This is a genomic window from Kineothrix alysoides (genome assembly GCF_000732725.1).
GTDB classification, from domain to species: Bacteria; Bacillota; Clostridia; order Lachnospirales; family Lachnospiraceae; genus Kineothrix; species Kineothrix alysoides.
The window spans coordinates 769,772-786,101 of record NZ_JPNB01000002.1 but is presented as its reverse complement, the minus strand read 5'-3'; the positions used below and the strand labels follow the sequence as shown (position 1 = coordinate 786,101).

21 protein-coding genes are annotated in these 16,330 nt (G+C 42.9%); 7 read left to right on the top strand and 14 right to left on the bottom strand.

Annotated features, from left to right (window positions below; translation table 11 throughout):
- Positions 1-147: 147 nt before the first annotated feature.
- The 4 genes from CC90_RS0114545 to hcp all read left to right on the top strand — a co-directional run bounded on the left by CC90_RS0114545 (position 148) and on the right by hcp (position 4,538).
- Positions 148-1,083: a LysR family transcriptional regulator gene (locus tag CC90_RS0114545; protein WP_031391487.1), complete on the top strand. Its 936-nt coding sequence runs from the start codon at positions 148-150 to the stop codon at positions 1,081-1,083.
- A 131-nt stretch (positions 1,084-1,214) separates the two neighbouring features.
- Entirely contained in the window at positions 1,215-2,120 is a 906-nt protein-coding gene (locus CC90_RS0114540; protein WP_031391486.1) for a formate/nitrite transporter family protein, read from the top strand.
- Positions 2,104-2,778, top strand: coding sequence for a Crp/Fnr family transcriptional regulator (locus CC90_RS0114535; protein WP_031391485.1), 675 nt, complete (start codon positions 2,104-2,106; stop codon positions 2,776-2,778). Before CC90_RS0114540 ends, CC90_RS0114535 begins: the two co-directional genes overlap by 17 nt.
- 125 nt (positions 2,779-2,903) lie before the next feature.
- Positions 2,904-4,538: a hydroxylamine reductase gene (hcp, locus tag CC90_RS0114530; protein ID WP_031391484.1), complete on the top strand. Its 1,635-nt coding sequence runs from the start codon at positions 2,904-2,906 to the stop codon at positions 4,536-4,538.
- Between the two features lie 130 nt (positions 4,539-4,668).
- Here the strand turns inward: hcp and CC90_RS0114525 are convergent, their stop codons facing one another.
- The 9 genes from CC90_RS0114525 to CC90_RS0114485 all read right to left on the bottom strand — a co-directional run bounded on the left by CC90_RS0114525 (position 4,669) and on the right by CC90_RS0114485 (position 9,622).
- Positions 4,669-4,857, bottom strand: a complete 189-nt coding sequence (locus tag CC90_RS0114525) for a ferredoxin (RefSeq protein ID WP_031391483.1) — start codon at positions 4,855-4,857, stop codon at positions 4,669-4,671.
- Positions 4,858-4,885: 28 nt separating this feature from the next.
- Positions 4,886-5,014 carry a hypothetical protein gene (locus CC90_RS24845; RefSeq protein WP_278245480.1) on the bottom strand — a complete coding sequence of 43 codons (129 nt, stop codon included), beginning with the start codon at positions 5,012-5,014 and terminating at the stop codon, positions 4,886-4,888.
- An 18-nt stretch (positions 5,015-5,032) separates the two neighbouring features.
- Entirely contained in the window at positions 5,033-5,377 is a 345-nt protein-coding gene (locus CC90_RS0114515) for a cupin domain-containing protein (protein ID WP_031391482.1), read from the bottom strand.
- Entirely contained in the window at positions 5,349-6,596 is a 1,248-nt protein-coding gene (locus CC90_RS0114510; RefSeq protein WP_031391481.1) for a DUF438 domain-containing protein, read from the bottom strand. The genes CC90_RS0114515 and CC90_RS0114510 overlap by 29 nt, the downstream gene beginning before the upstream one ends.
- Positions 6,593-6,832 (bottom strand): DUF1858 domain-containing protein, encoded by a 240-nt coding sequence (locus CC90_RS0114505; protein WP_031391480.1) that lies wholly within the window; start codon positions 6,830-6,832, stop codon positions 6,593-6,595. The genes CC90_RS0114510 and CC90_RS0114505 overlap by 4 nt, the downstream gene beginning before the upstream one ends.
- 135 nt (positions 6,833-6,967) lie before the next feature.
- Complete coding sequence (locus tag CC90_RS0114500) at positions 6,968-7,687, bottom strand: Crp/Fnr family transcriptional regulator (protein WP_031391479.1); 720 nt, start codon at positions 7,685-7,687, stop codon at positions 6,968-6,970.
- A gap of 21 nt (positions 7,688-7,708) precedes the next feature.
- On the bottom strand, positions 7,709-8,263 hold the full coding sequence (locus CC90_RS0114495; RefSeq protein ID WP_031391478.1) for a DUF1697 domain-containing protein: 555 nt from the start codon (positions 8,261-8,263) through the stop codon (positions 7,709-7,711).
- A 191-nt stretch (positions 8,264-8,454) separates the two neighbouring features.
- The gene (locus CC90_RS0114490) at positions 8,455-9,084 is read right to left on the bottom strand and encodes a TetR/AcrR family transcriptional regulator (RefSeq protein WP_031391477.1); all 630 of its coding nucleotides are present in this window, start codon (positions 9,082-9,084) and stop codon (positions 8,455-8,457) included.
- Entirely contained in the window at positions 9,071-9,622 is a 552-nt protein-coding gene (locus CC90_RS0114485; protein WP_031391476.1) for a hypothetical protein, read from the bottom strand. The genes CC90_RS0114490 and CC90_RS0114485 overlap by 14 nt, the downstream gene beginning before the upstream one ends.
- A 186-nt stretch (positions 9,623-9,808) precedes the next feature.
- Here CC90_RS0114485 and CC90_RS0114480 point away from each other — a divergent pair, with 186 nt between their 5' ends.
- From CC90_RS0114480 to CC90_RS0114470, 3 genes are all read left to right on the top strand, one after another.
- Positions 9,809-10,582, top strand: coding sequence for a 4Fe-4S binding protein (locus CC90_RS0114480; protein ID WP_051869833.1), 774 nt, complete (start codon positions 9,809-9,811; stop codon positions 10,580-10,582).
- A 156-nt stretch (positions 10,583-10,738) separates the two neighbouring features.
- Positions 10,739-11,290: a PadR family transcriptional regulator gene (locus tag CC90_RS0114475; RefSeq protein WP_031391474.1), complete on the top strand. Its 552-nt coding sequence runs from the start codon at positions 10,739-10,741 to the stop codon at positions 11,288-11,290.
- A gap of 4 nt (positions 11,291-11,294) precedes the next feature.
- Positions 11,295-11,822, top strand: a complete 528-nt coding sequence (locus CC90_RS0114470; protein WP_051869624.1) for a flavodoxin family protein — start codon at positions 11,295-11,297, stop codon at positions 11,820-11,822.
- A gap of 94 nt (positions 11,823-11,916) precedes the next feature.
- Here CC90_RS0114470 and CC90_RS0114465 read toward each other — a convergent pair whose 3' ends face one another.
- The 5 genes from CC90_RS0114465 to CC90_RS0114445 form a co-directional block, all read right to left on the bottom strand.
- The gene (locus tag CC90_RS0114465; RefSeq protein ID WP_035315727.1) at positions 11,917-12,258 is read right to left on the bottom strand and encodes a P-II family nitrogen regulator; all 342 of its coding nucleotides are present in this window, start codon (positions 12,256-12,258) and stop codon (positions 11,917-11,919) included.
- A 17-nt stretch (positions 12,259-12,275) separates the two neighbouring features.
- The gene (locus tag CC90_RS0114460; RefSeq protein WP_242843315.1) at positions 12,276-12,593 is read right to left on the bottom strand and encodes a hypothetical protein; all 318 of its coding nucleotides are present in this window, start codon (positions 12,591-12,593) and stop codon (positions 12,276-12,278) included.
- A complete protein-coding gene (locus tag CC90_RS0114455) occupies positions 12,580-14,250 on the bottom strand; it encodes a DUF1538 domain-containing protein (RefSeq protein ID WP_081906018.1) in 1,671 nt (556 codons plus the stop codon). The genes CC90_RS0114460 and CC90_RS0114455 overlap by 14 nt, the downstream gene beginning before the upstream one ends.
- A 75-nt stretch (positions 14,251-14,325) precedes the next feature.
- Positions 14,326-15,210 carry an EFR1 family ferrodoxin gene (locus CC90_RS0114450; RefSeq protein ID WP_031391469.1) on the bottom strand — a complete coding sequence of 295 codons (885 nt, stop codon included), beginning with the start codon at positions 15,208-15,210 and terminating at the stop codon, positions 14,326-14,328.
- Between the two features lie 333 nt (positions 15,211-15,543).
- Complete coding sequence (locus CC90_RS0114445) at positions 15,544-16,329, bottom strand: ABC transporter ATP-binding protein (protein ID WP_031391468.1); 786 nt, start codon at positions 16,327-16,329, stop codon at positions 15,544-15,546.
- Position 16,330 lies beyond the last annotated feature (1 nt).

Genomic DNA, 16,330 nt, shown 5'->3' with positions numbered 1-16,330 from the left:
CATTATAGTAGTTTTATTATATTTCGTCAAGAAACAAAAATTGGTTTTTATACTATCAAAAATTGTTTTTTTATTATTTTTAAAATAACTGACCTCAAAAAGAATCAACTTTTATTATAAAAAGCGCTATGAAAAAAGGAGTTTTCCATGAATACACAATTTTTCAGTTATGCAATAGAAATAGAAAGAACCGGTTCCATTACCAAGGCAGCGCATAATCTTTTTATGGCCCAGCCCAATCTTTCCAAGGCCATAAAGGAGCTGGAAAAGCAACTGGGGTACGAGATATTCGAGCGTGCGCAGGCTGGAATCATACCTACTGAGAAAGGGCGCAATTTCCTCGTTCATGCGAAAAGCATTATGGAGCATATGGAGGAGATGGAGGCGTTAGGCTTAGGGGAGAGGGCGGATAGCCAGAGGCTTCGTATATCCATACCGAGAGGCAGCTATATCGCCGAAGGTTTTACGGAATTTGTGGCACAACTGGATACAGCGCAGGGAATGGAGATTACCATTCAGGAAACCAATTCCATGCAGGCGATCAGTAACGTCGCCTATGAAAAATTTGATTTAGGAATTATACGCTATCAGAGCATTTATGAAAATTATTTTTTGGATTTTGTAAGGAGCAACGGACTGAGCCATGAGCTGGTATGGGAGTTCGAATATTTGGCGGTGATGTCCAGAGAGCATCCGCTGGCAGCGGTGCCGTCTGTGAGGGCCGAGGATTTGTTTCACCATATCGAGCTGTCCCATGCAGATTTGATTATTCCTTATGTGGATAGGAGAAGCGTGGAGCCGCAGGAGCAGACGAAGGCCGGAAAGCATATTTACGTTTATGACAGGGGATGCCAGTTTGACCTGCTGACGAGGGTTCCCACCACCTTTATGTGGGTGTCTCCTCTTCCCGAAGTATATTTGGAACAGTATGGGCTGGTGCAAAGAAAATGTGCGATTCCAAATAACAGCTACAAGGATGTCCTCATATATAGAAATGAATACGAACTCGGTGAATTGGATGAACAATTTAAGAAACGGTTGTACTTGGCCAGAGACGAAGTGGCATACAAAGAGTATAAATAATAACGAGATGGCATATCAATATGTAAAAAATGATATACTTGCATGCTTTTTTTATATTGTTCAAACAACGAAAAATTTGGTACACTTCTCATGTTACTGAAAATGGGTCCAAAAATGGGAAGGTAGTCAAAATGCAGGAAAATTTGTATACTCCGAAGGAGATATTGCAAAAATATATAAAGTTATGTATGAATAAGGTTTCTTATCCGGTTTGGAAGGTACTTCTTATGGGTGTGGTAGCGGGTGCGTTCATCAGCATAGGTGCAGCAGCCAGCAGCGTTTCCATGTATGGAATAGAGAGCACAGGGGTTGCCAGAACAATCGGCGGAGCGGTGTTCCCTATCGGCCTCATGCTCATCGTTTTGATTGGCGGAGAACTGTTTACCGGTAACTGTCTCGTTATTTTTGGAATATTGGATAAGAAATATCCGTGGCCTGTGATGGCCAAAAATCTTACGCTTGTGTTTGTCAGCAATTTAGCAGGAGCTGTTCTCATGGCAGTCCTCGTCACATACAGCGGTCAGTTCGAATTTTCGCACGGTGCATTAGGTGCATATGTTATAAAGGTAGCCCTTGCCAAATCGACGATCAATCCCGTTACAGCCTTTATTTCCGGCATCCTTTGCAACATCGTCGTTTGTGCTGCAGTATTCATGGCTGCGGGAGCGAAAGATTTGGCGGGTAAGATTTGGGCAATTTTCTTCCCTATCTTCGTATTCGTCATTTGCGGTTTCGAGCATTGCGTTGCCAATATGTATTACATTTCTGCGGGTATTCTCGCGTTAGCAAATAAAAATTATGCAGCAAAAGCGATGGAGCTGTACGGCTATACCGAAGCACAGCTTTCTGCGCTGAACTGGGGCAATATGTTTGTGGTAAATCTTCTTCCCGTAACGATTGGTAATATCGTGGGCGGCTCGCTGTTTTTCGCAGTTCCGATATATTTAGCTTATAGGGAAAAGGCGCATAACGAGCAGGAAGAATCCGACAAGGCCCTCATTTCTTTAAAAGAGGCGGAACATGAATTTTCAGCTTAATCAGAGCGCTTTATTTTCTAATATGAGTGATGAAGAAATTCAGAATTGCTTAACGTGCAGCCGGTCTGAAATCATTTCCTATGAAAAAGACCAAATCATCTTTTCGCAGCACGATAAGCCGAACAAACTCCATGTATTGCTGGACGGCTCGGTAGTCATCTGTAACGACTCTGTTTCCGGCAAACGAAATATCGTCGCGACGATTGGCGGAGCAGGAGATTTGTTTGGAGAAGTTTTTCTGTTTCTCAGTAAGGGGGAATATGACCATTATGCGCAGGCTGCAGCCGATACATCGGTATTACTGATTCCGAAGGAATTTTTGTATCACACCTGCGGGGAGAACTGTGATTATCATACGAAGCTGATTTCCAACCTGATGGGGATTCTGGCGCAGAAAGCGTATTATTTGAATCAAAAGCTTCAGATCATGTCGGCCGGTACTTTGCGGCAGAAGATTGCCAGAGTGTTGTTTATGAATTCTTCTGAGGACGGAAACGTAGAGCTTTCTATGAACCGTGAGGAGCTGGCAGATTTCCTTAATGCGGCAAGACCTTCACTATCCAGGGAATTGATGAGGATGCAGGAAGAAGGATTGCTTCTTATTAAGAAAAAGAAGATTATAATTACAGATAAAAATCAATTTCAAGATATTTTATAGAATTTTCAATCCGTAACAAATGTTACGGATTTTTTTATACACTCTTGCTATGATAGACATAAAGAAGAAGCATGTAAATTGCAAATATAAATTTTTTTATGCAAATCATAAAGGAGGAACGAAGTATGGAAAATAAAATGTTTTGTTACCAGTGTCAGGAGGCTGCCGGATGTACAGGGTGTACCCAGGTCGGTGTTTGCGGAAAGAGCCCGGAGGTAGCGGGTATTCAGGATTTGCTCATCTATGTCACTAAGGGACTGTCTGCTGTTACTACGCAGCTGCGCGCTGAGGGCAAGGAAATTGATGCAAATGTGAATCATATGGTAACACGCAACTTATTTATAACAATCACTAATGCGAACTTTGATGAGGAGGCAATCGTTGCCCGCATCTTGGAAACCTTGGAAGTGAAGAAAAATCTGTTAAATCAGGTTGAAAAAATAAATAGCCTTCCCGCAGCAGCTCTTTGGGAGTCTTCTGACAGGGGAGAATTTGCAGCAAAGGCAGCACAGGTAGGCGTGCTGTCCACAGAAAACGAAGATATCCGCAGCCTGCGCGAGCTGATCACATACGGCTTAAAGGGTCTTTCTGCATACAGCAAGCATGCTAATGCTTTGCTTCAGGACGATGTAGAGTTAGATGCATTTTTGCAAAGTGCTCTTGCTAAGACTCTGGATGATAGTCTGAGCGTGGAAGATTTGATCGCGCTGACTTTGGAAACCGGTAAATACGGAGTAAACGGCATGGCTCTTTTGGATAACGCCAACACCTCCGCTTACGGTAATCCCGAAATTACCAAGGTCAATATTGGCGTGGGAACCCGCCCCGGTATTCTTATTTCCGGTCATGACCTGCGCGATATGGAAATGCTGCTGGAGCAGACGCAAGGAACCGGTGTAGATGTATATACCCATTCCGAAATGCTTCCTGCCCATTATTATCCGGCATTCAAGAAATATTCCCATTTCGTAGGAAACTACGGAAATGCTTGGTGGAAGCAGAAAGAAGAGTTCGAAAGCTTTAACGGGCCGATTCTCATGACTACGAACTGTATTGTTCCTCCGAAGGATAGCTATAAGGATCGCCTTTACACCACCGGCGCAGCGGGCTTCCCGGGTTGCAAGCACATTCCCGGAGAGATAGGAGAGAAAAAGGACTTCTCCGAGATTATTGCTCAGGCGAAAACCTGCCAGCCGCCTACGGAAATCGAGAGAGGCGAAATTGTTGGAGGATTTGCTCATCATCAGGTGTTCCAGTTGGCAGATAAGGTAGTAGATGCCGTAAAATCCGGAGCGATCAAGAAATTCGTTGTTATGGCAGGATGTGACGGAAGGGCAAAATCGAGAAATTATTACACCGACTTTGCTAAGGAATTACCTAAAGATGCCGTAATTCTCACAGCAGGCTGTGCAAAATATAAATATAACAAATTGGATTTGGGAGATATCGGAGGAATTCCTCGTGTTCTGGACGCAGGACAGTGCAACGACTCTTACTCCCTGGCAGTAATCGCCTTAAAGCTTAAAGAAGTATTCGGGCTTGCTGACATCAACGAGCTGCCCATAGCATACAACATCGCATGGTATGAACAAAAAGCCGTTATCGTACTTTTGGCGCTGCTCTACCTGGGCGTGAAGAACATCCATTTAGGACCCACACTCCCCGCATTCCTTTCCCCCAATGTGGCTAAGGTGCTGGTAGAAAACTTTGGGATTGCAGGAATCGGTACGGTAGAGGACGATATTAAGCTTTTTTTCTAAGATGAGTTATTGATTTATGCCATAAGATTATTCACTCCCCCTTTCATATGATAGATAAAGGCGCCGCGTATAACTGATTAAGTTTACGCGGCGCCGCTTTTATAATACTGATAAGACTTTTTCCTATGAATTACTCTACTTTGATGACTGCTACCGGACATCCGTCCTGCGCTTCTACGGCGCTTGCCTCTAATTCTGCCGGAACATCCTCTACATATACTTCTGCAATACCATCATCAGCCATCCGAAAAACTTCAGGACAAATGCTGGTACACAATCCGCAGGAAATACATCCGCTTCTATCTAGTTCAGCTTTCATGTCAATTCCTCCTTTCTTTTAATTGTATTTACTTTTGCAGTAGTCTCTGTTTTTGCAGTTCCTTTGCTTTTGCAGTAGCGTCTGCTTTTGCAGTAGCTGCAGTTTTTCCAATGACTTCTATTTTCTCAGACGTCCCCATTTCATTTAAGTGCTTCAAAGTGAGTCCTTCCCCAGTTTAATTTTGCGGGAAGACTACCGTAAGCTGCATCTTGAATCTCTTTTCTGCTGCTACCGCATGAGGAATACCCGCAGGCATCACAATAGTTTCCCCTGAACTCAAGGAATATACCTCTCCTCCAATAGTAATTTTTGCCGTTCCGTCCAAAACGCTCAGCATTGCATCCCCGGTGGAGGAGTGGGAACTGATTTCCTCTCCTTCATCAAAAGCGAACAAGGTAATACTCACTGCGGAATTTTGCGCCAACGTACGGCTTACGACCTGCCCTTCCGAGTATTCTACCAAAGCGCAAAGGTCCAGTATTTTTTCGTGTTCAATATTTTTTAAATAGGGTGTGCTCATCATTGAATCTCCCTTCATCTGAAACCAATCTTTTTTCTCCTTCAATTGCCTGAAGCGGACGGATATTCTGTGTTACTTCCAGGACGCCCATGTATTCTCCTGCCTCATCTCTTACGGCAAAGTAGCGTATCAGGATGAATTTTTCACCCATATTGATCCAGAAATCTTCATAATCCTTTCTTCCGTCTTTGAAGTCCTCCACCAGTTTCTCCACGATATGAACGCTTGCCGGGGGATGGCAGTTGGATACTTTCCGTCCGATAATAGCCTTTGTGCGTGGGAATACCCTCTCTGCGCCCTGGGAGAAGTATTTGACAGTGTCATCCTTGCCGACAAATGTAATGTCGATGGGTAGAGTGTCCAGCATTCGACTAAGCTCTTCCACCTTTAACACTCCGGTAGGAAGGTTGATCGTGCCGGATACGGCAGTAGGCTCCTGGGCCAAAGGTTCGGGAGCATTGCCCGCAACGGGCGTCCATACAGGAACATTATCGATGAGGCAATAGCCAAGTTCTACGCTTTCGTCCGCCACAGTCTTCCATTCATCCTGTGTCAGATTTTCCAACAGCATGGGGAGCATAATGTTCTCTTCCTTGAAAATCATCTCCCCGGCTTTATCCAGGAATGCTTCAATTTCCGCTGCCAGAGAAGAAAGCTCTTCGCTGTCGAGCTTTGCTGACACAGCCTTGAGCTGCGCGCGGATTTCATCGTCTACACCCCACATAACCTTAGGCGGAGCAGTAATTCCATATTGCTCCATATAAGGAAAGAAGAGGTTTTCTTTTTTTAGATAATGCCGGTCAATTTCTATAAGTCTTCTTAAGCCTGCTTTCACCTTGTCTTTTGCGTCCGGGTCGGGAAGCAGAGCAAGCTGTGTACGCACCTCGTCTATTTCTTTTTCAATGGCGCGATTTTCCCGTTTAAGCGTATCTACCGGATGACCCGGAACCTCTGAGGAAACGGGGATGCGATGGATATCCTCGATGGAGCCCTTGAACACCGAAGCGTGAACGTCGCAAAGACGCTGTACTTCCGTAACGGGAAGACCGCCTGCAATCAGGCCCTGTTCTGCCTGAGCGATTTCTTCTGCCGACACGTTTCCGAATACCTCGGCGAATTTTTCTTTCACTTCATCCACGCTTTTACCATCGTGAAGCTCAGAAATCAATTCCTTCAAAACCTGCTGGCGATACTCTCTGTTGTTAATTTCCGCACTCATTTCTTCTCCTCCTTTACTATATATCCATGTCTTGCAAAAATAAGTTTTATGTTTTCCAGATCCAGCTTTTTAAGAGCCGCACCTTTGGGGATTGTCATGAACCGCCCCGCCGTGGCCAGCATACCGGGCTTTGTAATATCTGTAAAACCTGCTTCGGCCAATATGGGAATTATTCCCGAATCCGAGGTACATAATTCATAAACCGTTAAATTGAGGTCGAGAATTTTATCTGACATTTTCTGCTCCTTTCTGCGCGAGTTTTTCGCGCATGTCAAGTCCGTAGCATCAGTGTAGCAGGTCGGAGAGTATATATCTGTGATTATAATCAAATTTTGGAAATTTAGTATTCATTCTGTTCACATTTTAGCATTTTATGTATCTTTTCCGGTCATGGTCTTTAAAGCTTCGCCATCCAGAAGAAGAATATTCTTGTTGCCGACGGGGCGGATGACCCCATCGATCTCCAGTTGTCCGAGCTTTCTGCTCACAGTTTCGCGGGCAACGCCAAGGAAATTGGCAATGCCTTCACGGCTCAGCGGCAGGCGGATGAGAATTCCCTCCGGTACTACCTCCCCATATTTATCGGCAAAGTCCAGAAGAAGCCCTCCGATTCGTCCATCCAGGCTGCGTACTCCCATGCTTTGCATTGTGCTTTCCATGCGTGCAATCCGCTCTTCCAGTGTTTCGATGATTTTTATGGCAATGCCCGGATAAGCAAAGAGGATTTTATGGAAATCATCTTTTGTAAAAGAACAAGTTTTCGTAGGTTCCAATGCTTCTGCTGTATAGGCAGATTTTTGGCCGCCAAATAAGTTACGTTCTCCGAAAAAATCCCCTACGGAAAAAACATGAAGAATTTGTTCTCTGCCTTCAGGAGTAATCTTAAAACCTTTTACACTGCCCTCGTTTATGATTATAAGAGAACGAAGGCTATCCTCTTCCGAAAACAGAATTTCACCCTTCTGATAATTATTATGATTTATTATAGAGGAAATATGGCTCATTTCCTCTTGGCTCAAGGAAGAAAATATTGGAACCTTGTGCATGCAAAGATTATGCGGACATTCTCCGGCGTAGCAATTACATTTCATCGCTAAACCTCCTTATCGAATTCATATATTGGTGAGCATATCGTATAATTTGCTCACTGTTTTCCAGTTACGCACGGTAGCTGATTCGAATTCTTTAGAAATACGGATGGCGAGCTTTGAATTCCGGACGCTTTGGCTGCAGAGAAAATATATTTCTTTCTGTCCCGCCCGTATCTTGTCTGTTCCGATATAGTCTTTTTGTATTGTATCGATAGTTGTTTGTTCCGGAAAATCATTCAAAAAATAGACGTAGAGATGTTCGACTTGCGGATCAGCGGCCTCCGCTTCCTTTACTTCCTCGTTCGTGAACGGGAGCTGTTCAATAAGGTATTTCCATTCTTCTGCATTTCTCATGATGACATTGCTTTTAAAGCCGAAGCGGTCTTCGAAGCCGGCTTTTATCTTTTCCGGCAAAACCGTCTCTGAAAGGCTGGTTTCAAAGACGACATTACCGCTTTGAATGTAAGTTTTTACCGTATATATGCCTAAGTCGAAGAATAATTGTTCCAGTGCGGCCATTTTTACTATATTTTTACCGCCTACATTAATTCCTCTAAAAAGAGCTGCGTATTTCATTTATTTATCCTCATTTCTCATCCTATATTTTATAAGTCCATACATTTCTGTTTACAGCTGTGCTGCCAGAACATCTGGTCGCGAGAGTTTACAAAGCACACTTTCTAAACCTGATGAAACAGCTATTATGCTTATTATATAGTCTGGCTTCCCGGGAAACAAGTATGCTATGAGGACAATCAATAATCTTTTTATAAATAATTTTCTATTTGAAATAACAGAAGCGTTAAATCCTTTTCATACAATTCTCCTAAAGATATGTTTCCTATGCATTTCGCAGCGAGGGGAGCTCCATAAAGAAGTGTTAGGAGCATAGTGCATAAATCATCATTTTTACCTGTAAAAGTAGTCTCACATACATAGTGAGACATAACTTCCATAATATTCATAGGCCTTATTTTCTGCTGATAGGCTTTTGAATGAAAGAGGCTGTATTCGTATCCCGTAATTGCGATTTGTAAATTAAAACACTCTGTCTTTGATAAGAACTGAGTGAGGGAAAGCATCAAATTTTGAGCAAATACTTCTTGACTGATACTTTTAAAAATATGTTCAATTCCTTGCCGGCCATGAAACAATCCGTTTATGGCTTCATAACTTCTGGCATATTCCCATCCCAGTATGAAATAATGAACAATTTCTTCTTTAGAATGAAAATAATGAAAAAAGGTAACTTTGGATATTCCGACCGCCTTGCATACGTCCTCCACATAAATATCGTTGATGGACTGCGTTGTTAATCGTGTTAGAAATTCTTTCATAATTTTGTGCCGGTTATTGCCAAAATTCAGTTCGCGAAGGGAAAAATCATTTGTTTCCATATTTCTGTTTTCTCCTTTGTATGATCCATCCGGTGAAATACCATAAGGATACAATGATAAGCAATCCCATGCACAACATGCTAGAAACAGCCTTAAGCCAGGTAATAGAAGAAGATACGGAAGGCAGGAATAAAGGAAGAGGCTTTACGGTCAGCATGGAAATAACCAGTATGTTCTCCAGATAGTCAAATATCATCGGGATAAATCCGATCAGAGGCCAGCGGCTTTTTTCTTTGCTGAGAAGGCAAAAGGCCATAACAAAGCTGAAAGAAATAAGCAGTGGATAGAGAATATCAAGCGGCTCCTGAAAGAAGAGATATACAGTTCTTCCGTTTAAAGTAAGTTCGTTAATAAAGCTATCCGCATATTGGTAATCATATCCTGATATCCCGGTCATATCAAAAGGGATAAGACCGGATCCGTCTTTCATAATGGCCGGAAAGGTTAAGGTATTCATACATAAGAATATGATTTGGGCTGTAATAAAAATTAGTGCTGTCTTTTTCCATGAAGCTTGTTGACGTATCCATTTATACATAATAAACCTCCAAATTAGAATTGTAGTTTTGTGTAACATTATATTTATATTAACTCGAGTTAATATAATTTGCAACAGTAAAGTTTAAATTTTAGCTTGGATAAGAAATTTATGAAAAAAGTAGTTGCTATATATATCAATATGATATATGATATTATATATCAAACTGATACATGGAGGAGTTTTATGAAGCGACAGAATATTAGGAAACTATTTCTTATAATAGCCTTGCTTTTGTTTCCCATTACCCTATATTATTTTTCTCCGGTGCTCATTATTAATGCCGGATTGAATGGAATTATCAACGGGAGCTTTATTATGTTCCTGCTGATGTTCTTACTTTCGATTCCTTTTGGAAGAATTTTCTGTGCCTATGCCTGTCCTGCGGGCGGACTTCAGGAATGCGCCTTTATGATTAACGACAGAAGACCGAAGCAAGGCGTTAGAAACTATATCAAATACGTTATCTGGTTTCTGTGGATCGGAGCAGTTGCCTTCTGCTATTTTTATAAAGGGGAAATTACCGGAGTAGATTTTTTCTTTCAAACGGATCACGGGATTTCCGTGGCAAACATTTATACATACATCATTTATTACGGGATCATAGTGCTCATATTCATCCCATCTATTCTAGGGGGAAAAAGAGTATTCTGCCATTATTTTTGCTGGATGGCTCCTTTTATGGTAATTGGAACGAAACTGCGCGACTTGCTGCATTTGCCGGGACTCCATGTATCAGCTAATAAAGAAAAATGTATTTCCTGCGGAAAGTGTGATCGAAGCTGCCCTATGGGATTAGAGGTAAAAGAGATGGTGAAAGCAGGAAAAATAACCAGTATAGAATGTATCCAATGCGGCGCATGTATTGATTTATGTCCGCAAAATGTATTATATTATAAAATGAGACCTGAAAATAAAAACGGGGAGCGAGATAGAAATCAAGAAGTAAGAGCGAGATAGAAATCAAGAAGTAAGAGCGAGATAGAAATCAAGAAGTAAGAGCGAGATAGAAGGCAAGAAGTAAAAGCGAGATAGGAAGTAAGAAGCAAGAGTGAATGGAAAGCAAGAAGCAAGAGTGAAATAAAAGTAGAAAGCAAGAGTGAAAGAAGAGAAGAAATGGCATCGGAAAAGAAACTGGATTGTGTAATTTTAGGATTGCTCAGCCACGACGAGCTAACCGGATACGAAATAAAGAAGAGAATGGATACCTCACTTAAATATTTCTGGGGTGCAAGCTACGGAAGTATATACCCGACCTTGAGCGGCCTGGTGGAGCGAGGGCTCGCCACAAAGCGGGAGGACGGAGACAGCAGCAGAGGCAAACTGATTTACACTATTACGGATGCAGGACACGCTTATTTGGGAAAATGGCTCACTCTTCCGGTGGAAAAGGATGAGCTTCGTTATGAGACGCTGCTCAAACTGTTTTTTGGCAGTGAAGCAGGAGCGGAGCAGACGCTGAACCATATCAAAGAGTTTAGAAAAAAAATAGAGCAGGAGCTTCCCTATCTTATGGCCTCGGAGGAAATACTGGAAAAGGTGAAGGATATGGAAGCAGCTCACGAATATTATCTTCTTACCGTCAGATTCGGAATACGGACATATCGTGCTTATCTGGAGTGGTGCGGGGAAGCGGAAGAAATATTGAAAAATAAGGAGGAGAAATAGAAAGATGAAGACATTAGTGGTATATTATTCGATGAGCGGGAATGCAAAATTTGCTGCCGAACTGATTGCCAGGAAGATGGATGCTGATATTATGGCTCTTGAACCAATAAAAGAATATCCCCGCAGTACCATAGGCAAGTACATCTTTTGCGGTAAAGCGGCCACTTTTGGAGAAAGGCCCAGGCTAAAACCATACCTATATAATCCGGCAGATTATGACAGGGTTGTTATTGGAATGCCTATCTGGAACAGCAGACCGGCATCGCCCATCAATACCTTTCTGGAAAATAATGATATGAGAAACAAAGTGACGGCTGCTTTTATCTGCAGTGCGGGCGGTGACGCAGAGAAATGTATCGTTAAGCTGAACGAGAAGTTAGGGCGTATGGACGGAACCTTGAGCTTAATCAATGCAAAGAAGAATGAAGAACTTACACAGGAGAAAGTCAGCGAGTTCGTAGAACAAATGTGTGCGTCGCCCACCTTCGCAGCTAAAAACACCGACAGCACAGCATTTGTTCCGCGCGCGTAGCTGCGCATACACTTTTCTTTAAAAGGATCACTTTCCTTTTAAAGAACAAATAAATGCTTGCCGTTACTTATGGCAAGCATTTCTGTTTTCCTCATTATTTTGTCGGTTCGTTCGATGGTTCTGATACATGTGTCATAACAAATTTATCCACCGGCATCGTAAAGCAGATACTGTTGCACGGAGTGCCGAGACCCGCTTTTTGCCTTACGGCATGAATGATTTTCTCGCTCATTTCCTCATCTACTACGCTGAGAATGATTTCCTTCTCAGTATCAATAGTGATTCCTAAAATGGATTTTGGCATAGGACCTGAACCGCGGGCATTCATGATCGTTGCTCCGCCTGCACCTTCCTTGCGCATGATTTCCGCAATTTCATCGGCGAAGCCAATGTTTACTATAATATATAATGCTTTTTTAGGATTAGATTCTGTCACCGTTAATTCCTCCAAAATTAAAAAGTAATGTTAATGGGTACGGTAAATGCGATACCCGTGTTCGGTTTGTCGAAATGAAACTTGCTGACCAGCATATCCATTACTGTGTCAACCTTTTTACAAGGAAGAAGGCAGGTTATTACGACCTTATTCTCCTCTGGCACCAGCCCGAACATATCCCGAAGATAATCGGTTTTGACTGAGCCCTTTCCATACATGACGGTTATCAGCCGTCCGCCCTCTGCCGACAACGATTCAATAAGAGAAGCCTTCAGCTTTCTTCCGGCGATTATAGTTAAAAATTCCAGACAAGACGGAACATCATCGTGTATCACTTCTTCTATCCTCCATGGGGGAACCCCTATGCTTAAATTTTCTATTTTTACGGCGCCTGCCGATTTTCTTAGATGAAGAACCGGCGTCAGAATCTGCAGATGTAGCTTGCAAGACGAGTGATTCCAATTCATGAATTTCTGCCAACTCGTTTTCTTCGATAAGTTTTTGTGTTTTTCTAAGTCTTATATCGTAAATAATGCCCAAAGCCTGAACAGCAATTAATGGTGTTACGGAAATAAAGGCAATAATTCCGAATCCGTTTGTCAAAATCGACTGTGCACCTGCACCTTCCAAATCAGCAACAGCCTGAGCTGCGCCTAAGGTAAGGGGAGTTAAAAATGCCGATGTCAGGGCACCACCGGTAACTCCGCCTGAATCGAAGGCCAATCCCACAAAGAGATTCGAAGTGAATTTCATCATAATAAGAGCTATAGCGTAAAGCGGAACCAAAAACCAGAGTATATTTATCTGTGTTAATATCTTTACCATGGAAAATAGCGCAGCAAACCCAATACCGATAGCAAGTGTAGAGCGTATCGTTATTTTCTTAATATGACCGTTGGTAATTTCCTCGAGCTGTTCACCGAGTACCGTAACGGCAGGTTCGGAAAGCGTAATGGCGACTCCGAGTACGAAGCCCACCAAGAGCAGCAACCATTTGAACCATCCCGGACGCGAGGCATCCAAAAACACTTCACCGATATATTTGCCCGCAAACGCAAAGCCGAAATCAATTCCTGACAAGAAAATGAGAAGGCCCACGTAGGTGGAAATGGAGCCGAGCAATATTTGAATCAGTTCCTTTTTAGGAAGCTTTATCAGCAGAAATTGAAACGGTAAATATACGATTACAATTGGAAAGAGGGCCAGGGCGACGCCGGATATATTCGACTGGATAATCGCTCCTAAGCTTTCTGCCGCGCCCGGATCATATACTCCGGCCGGCGGAAGGACTCCTCCATGTACGGCATTTAAAATGATACCGTAGAAAAACAGCGCTAAAATAGGACCTACCGATGCAAGCCCAATGATTCCGAATGTGTCCTCGTTAGCCTTGTGCTTTGACATAGTACCGGAAACACCTAAGCCCAGAGCCAGTATAAAGGGAACGGAAATATCACCGGTGGTTGCACCGCTTCCGTCAAAAGCCAATGCGATAAATTCTTCAGGTACAAAAAAGACGACAACAAAAATTGCAATGTAAAGTATAGCAAATACAATCTTGATATTCAGATCCTTCATGATTCGATACAAAGCAAACCCGACCAGCACACCGATGCCAGAACCCATAATCCATATGAACAGTGTCTCATCGATAATGTTCATAATCATATGTGTCTGACGGGCGAGAACTGCCAAAGCAGGTTCAGCAACCGTAGCGAGCAAACCGAATACAAAGCCGAAGAAAATGATAAATATGGCTTTTTTCAGCTTCACGAGGGAGCTTCCCACCAGCTTGCCGATAGGCAGAATACTGATGCTCAAACCATCCAAAAACAGCGACTGTCCCAGAACAACACTCATATAACCAACTATTAACTTGACATAATCGAATGCGTTCTCCATGGGAGCCACAAAAACACAAACGATAATGATTACTGCCGCTAGGGGCAGTGATGATATAAAAACCTCTTTTAGTGTATTAAAAAATCTCATAGTATTACTATAACAGTTAATGCCGGAAGATGCAACCGCTTTGAGCCTATTTGTACCGAAAAACGGCAGTTCCCATTATTCCAGGTAATCGAGAACACCCTTCCAAAGAAGCTGCTCGGCGGCAGAATACTCCTGTACATTCTGATCTTTTCCTGGGTCAGGAGCCTTACTCATAGCCTTTAAGTCGAAGCCCTCCTTTAATACGAAAAATTTGAGTATTCCCGGAGAAAGGGCTTTTTGAGGGCAGGCATAAATACACCTTAAGCATAGCATACAATGGAAGCCGAAGGCGGGCTTTCCCTCTTTCATTCGGATATTCCTCTTTGGACAGCTTTTAATACATAGTCCGCACTGATTACAATGGCTTGACGTGCGGATGAAGGCCCCGAAAAACTTTGCGCCCAGATGCTCCGCTTTCCCGATTGAGGCAAAGAGCCTATCCTGAAACTTAGGGTGTGTGTTATTTTTTTTCCCGGATAAAATATCATCAATCATCTGTGCGGCCTTTTTAGGTAAAGAATCGATTAGCTGTTTGTTTAGCTGTGCTCCGGCATGGGATGCGAAGTTGGAGGGCATTACCAGCATATTTTCATACACAAAGTGGTAACCCTTTCTTATTAAAATGCGTTTACAAAGGGTCCGACAAGCAGTATTGGGCGAAATCTCTCCGCCTCCGGAAACAGATATGATGGCGGCGTATGTATTTTGGGCATCAGGCAGCCGTTTTACCCAGTCTTCGACGATGGAAGTCAGGCGGAATGCATATACCGGAGAAAAAACAATCAGCAAATCCGAGGTTCCGACACTGCCGGAGCTATCGGAGGAGATGCAGATTGTGCTGGTGTGGATTCCAAGTCCGGCAAGCCGGCTTTCAAAGCAGGAAACGGCGGCTTTCGTACAGCCTGTTCCCGAAAAGTAGGCTAAGGTTATATCTTGAAACGGTATATTCCGGTTGCTCATAGTATGCCCCTTCTTTTTCTATGATTTTTTGAGATTTTTCTTTTCTGATTAATTAGACTTATTGTACAACACTTTTCGCTTATTGCGAATATCTTATTTGTTTTATAGAAAATTATTTTATGAAGAAATTTTATGAGAAAACTCAGGCAGTAAAAAAGCCCGGGAGAATTAGAAAATATCTCCCGGGCTTTTATCCCATTGTGTATATGGTCTATGAACCGTGTTTTTTTCTCAAACCTGACCATGTGCTCAATTGAGGAACTGTAAAAATTTATTTATTAATTTTTATGACTTTAAGACGATAAAAGGAAAAAGGGGCGTCAATAGGTATTTTTATTCACATATCAAGGAGTAATCCATACAAATCGGATAACCCTTATCCTTATTTTCCATAAGCACCGCCTCAATTTCATAGAGCTTTCTTAGATTTTCTACGTGAATCACTTCCTTGGGAGTACCCTCGAACAGGATATGTCCCTGTTTCATGCCGATGATATGGTCAGCAAATTTGGAAGCGTGATTTAACTCGTGAATGACCATGACAATGGTGGTCTTCTCTTCGTGGTTCAATTTGCGCAGCAGCTCCAGAATCTCTAATTGGTGGGCCATATCCAGATAAGTGGTGGGCTCGTCCAGGAGCAGAACTCCGGTTTTCTGAGCCAGCGCCAGAGAAATCCAGACGCGCTGCCTTTGACCGCCTGATAATTCTTCTACCCTTCGCTCCTCAAGCTCCAGAACTCCCGTTTTTTCCATAGCCCAGCGAATTATTTCGTGATCCGCCCTTTTCAGGCCGGACAATGGCTTTTGATAGGGAAATCGCCCGTATGCCACCAGCTCCTTTACTTGTATTCCTTCGGGAACCAAGGGACTCTGGGGCAGTACTGCCATTTTCTTGGCGAGGCTTTTGGGCGGCATTCTCCGGATGTCTTCTCCGTGAAGATAAATACTGCCTCTTTTTGCAGGAATCGTTCTTGCGATTGACTTTAGCAGCGTAGACTTGCCGCAGCCGTTAGGACCGATTAGCATCGTTACTTTTCCCTTCGGTATGACGAGGCTGGCGTCCGGAATGATGATTCTGTCCTCGTATGCTGCCTGTAGATTTTTAATTTCAATTCCCATT

Coding starts and splice junctions, on each gene's coding strand:
- CC90_RS0114545 (WP_031391487.1), top strand. CDS start 148: ATGAATACACAATTTTTCAGTTATGCAATAGAAATAGAAAGAACCGGT.
- CC90_RS0114540 (WP_031391486.1), top strand. CDS start 1,215: ATGCAGGAAAATTTGTATACTCCGAAGGAGATATTGCAAAAATATATA.
- CC90_RS0114535 (WP_031391485.1), top strand. CDS start 2,104: ATGAATTTTCAGCTTAATCAGAGCGCTTTATTTTCTAATATGAGTGAT.
- hcp (WP_031391484.1), top strand. CDS start 2,904: ATGGAAAATAAAATGTTTTGTTACCAGTGTCAGGAGGCTGCCGGATGT.
- CC90_RS0114525 (WP_031391483.1), bottom strand. CDS start 4,857: ATGAAAGCTGAACTAGATAGAAGCGGATGTATTTCCTGCGGATTGTGT.
- CC90_RS0114515 (WP_031391482.1), bottom strand. CDS start 5,377: ATGAGCACACCCTATTTAAAAAATATTGAACACGAAAAAATACTGGAC.
- CC90_RS0114510 (WP_031391481.1), bottom strand. CDS start 6,596: ATGAGTGCGGAAATTAACAACAGAGAGTATCGCCAGCAGGTTTTGAAG.
- CC90_RS0114505 (WP_031391480.1), bottom strand. CDS start 6,832: ATGTCAGATAAAATTCTCGACCTCAATTTAACGGTTTATGAATTATGT.
- CC90_RS0114500 (WP_031391479.1), bottom strand. CDS start 7,687: ATGAAATGTAATTGCTACGCCGGAGAATGTCCGCATAATCTTTGCATG.
- CC90_RS0114495 (WP_031391478.1), bottom strand. CDS start 8,263: ATGAAATACGCAGCTCTTTTTAGAGGAATTAATGTAGGCGGTAAAAAT.
- CC90_RS0114490 (WP_031391477.1), bottom strand. CDS start 9,084: ATGGAAACAAATGATTTTTCCCTTCGCGAACTGAATTTTGGCAATAAC.
- CC90_RS0114485 (WP_031391476.1), bottom strand. CDS start 9,622: ATGTATAAATGGATACGTCAACAAGCTTCATGGAAAAAGACAGCACTA.
- CC90_RS0114480 (WP_051869833.1), top strand. CDS start 9,809: ATGAAGCGACAGAATATTAGGAAACTATTTCTTATAATAGCCTTGCTT.
- CC90_RS0114475 (WP_031391474.1), top strand. CDS start 10,739: ATGGCATCGGAAAAGAAACTGGATTGTGTAATTTTAGGATTGCTCAGC.
- CC90_RS0114470 (WP_051869624.1), top strand. CDS start 11,295: ATGAAGACATTAGTGGTATATTATTCGATGAGCGGGAATGCAAAATTT.
- CC90_RS0114455 (WP_081906018.1), bottom strand. CDS start 14,250: ATGAGATTTTTTAATACACTAAAAGAGGTTTTTATATCATCACTGCCC.
- CC90_RS0114450 (WP_031391469.1), bottom strand. CDS start 15,210: ATGAGCAACCGGAATATACCGTTTCAAGATATAACCTTAGCCTACTTT.
- CC90_RS0114445 (WP_031391468.1), bottom strand. CDS start 16,329: ATGGGAATTGAAATTAAAAATCTACAGGCAGCATACGAGGACAGAATC.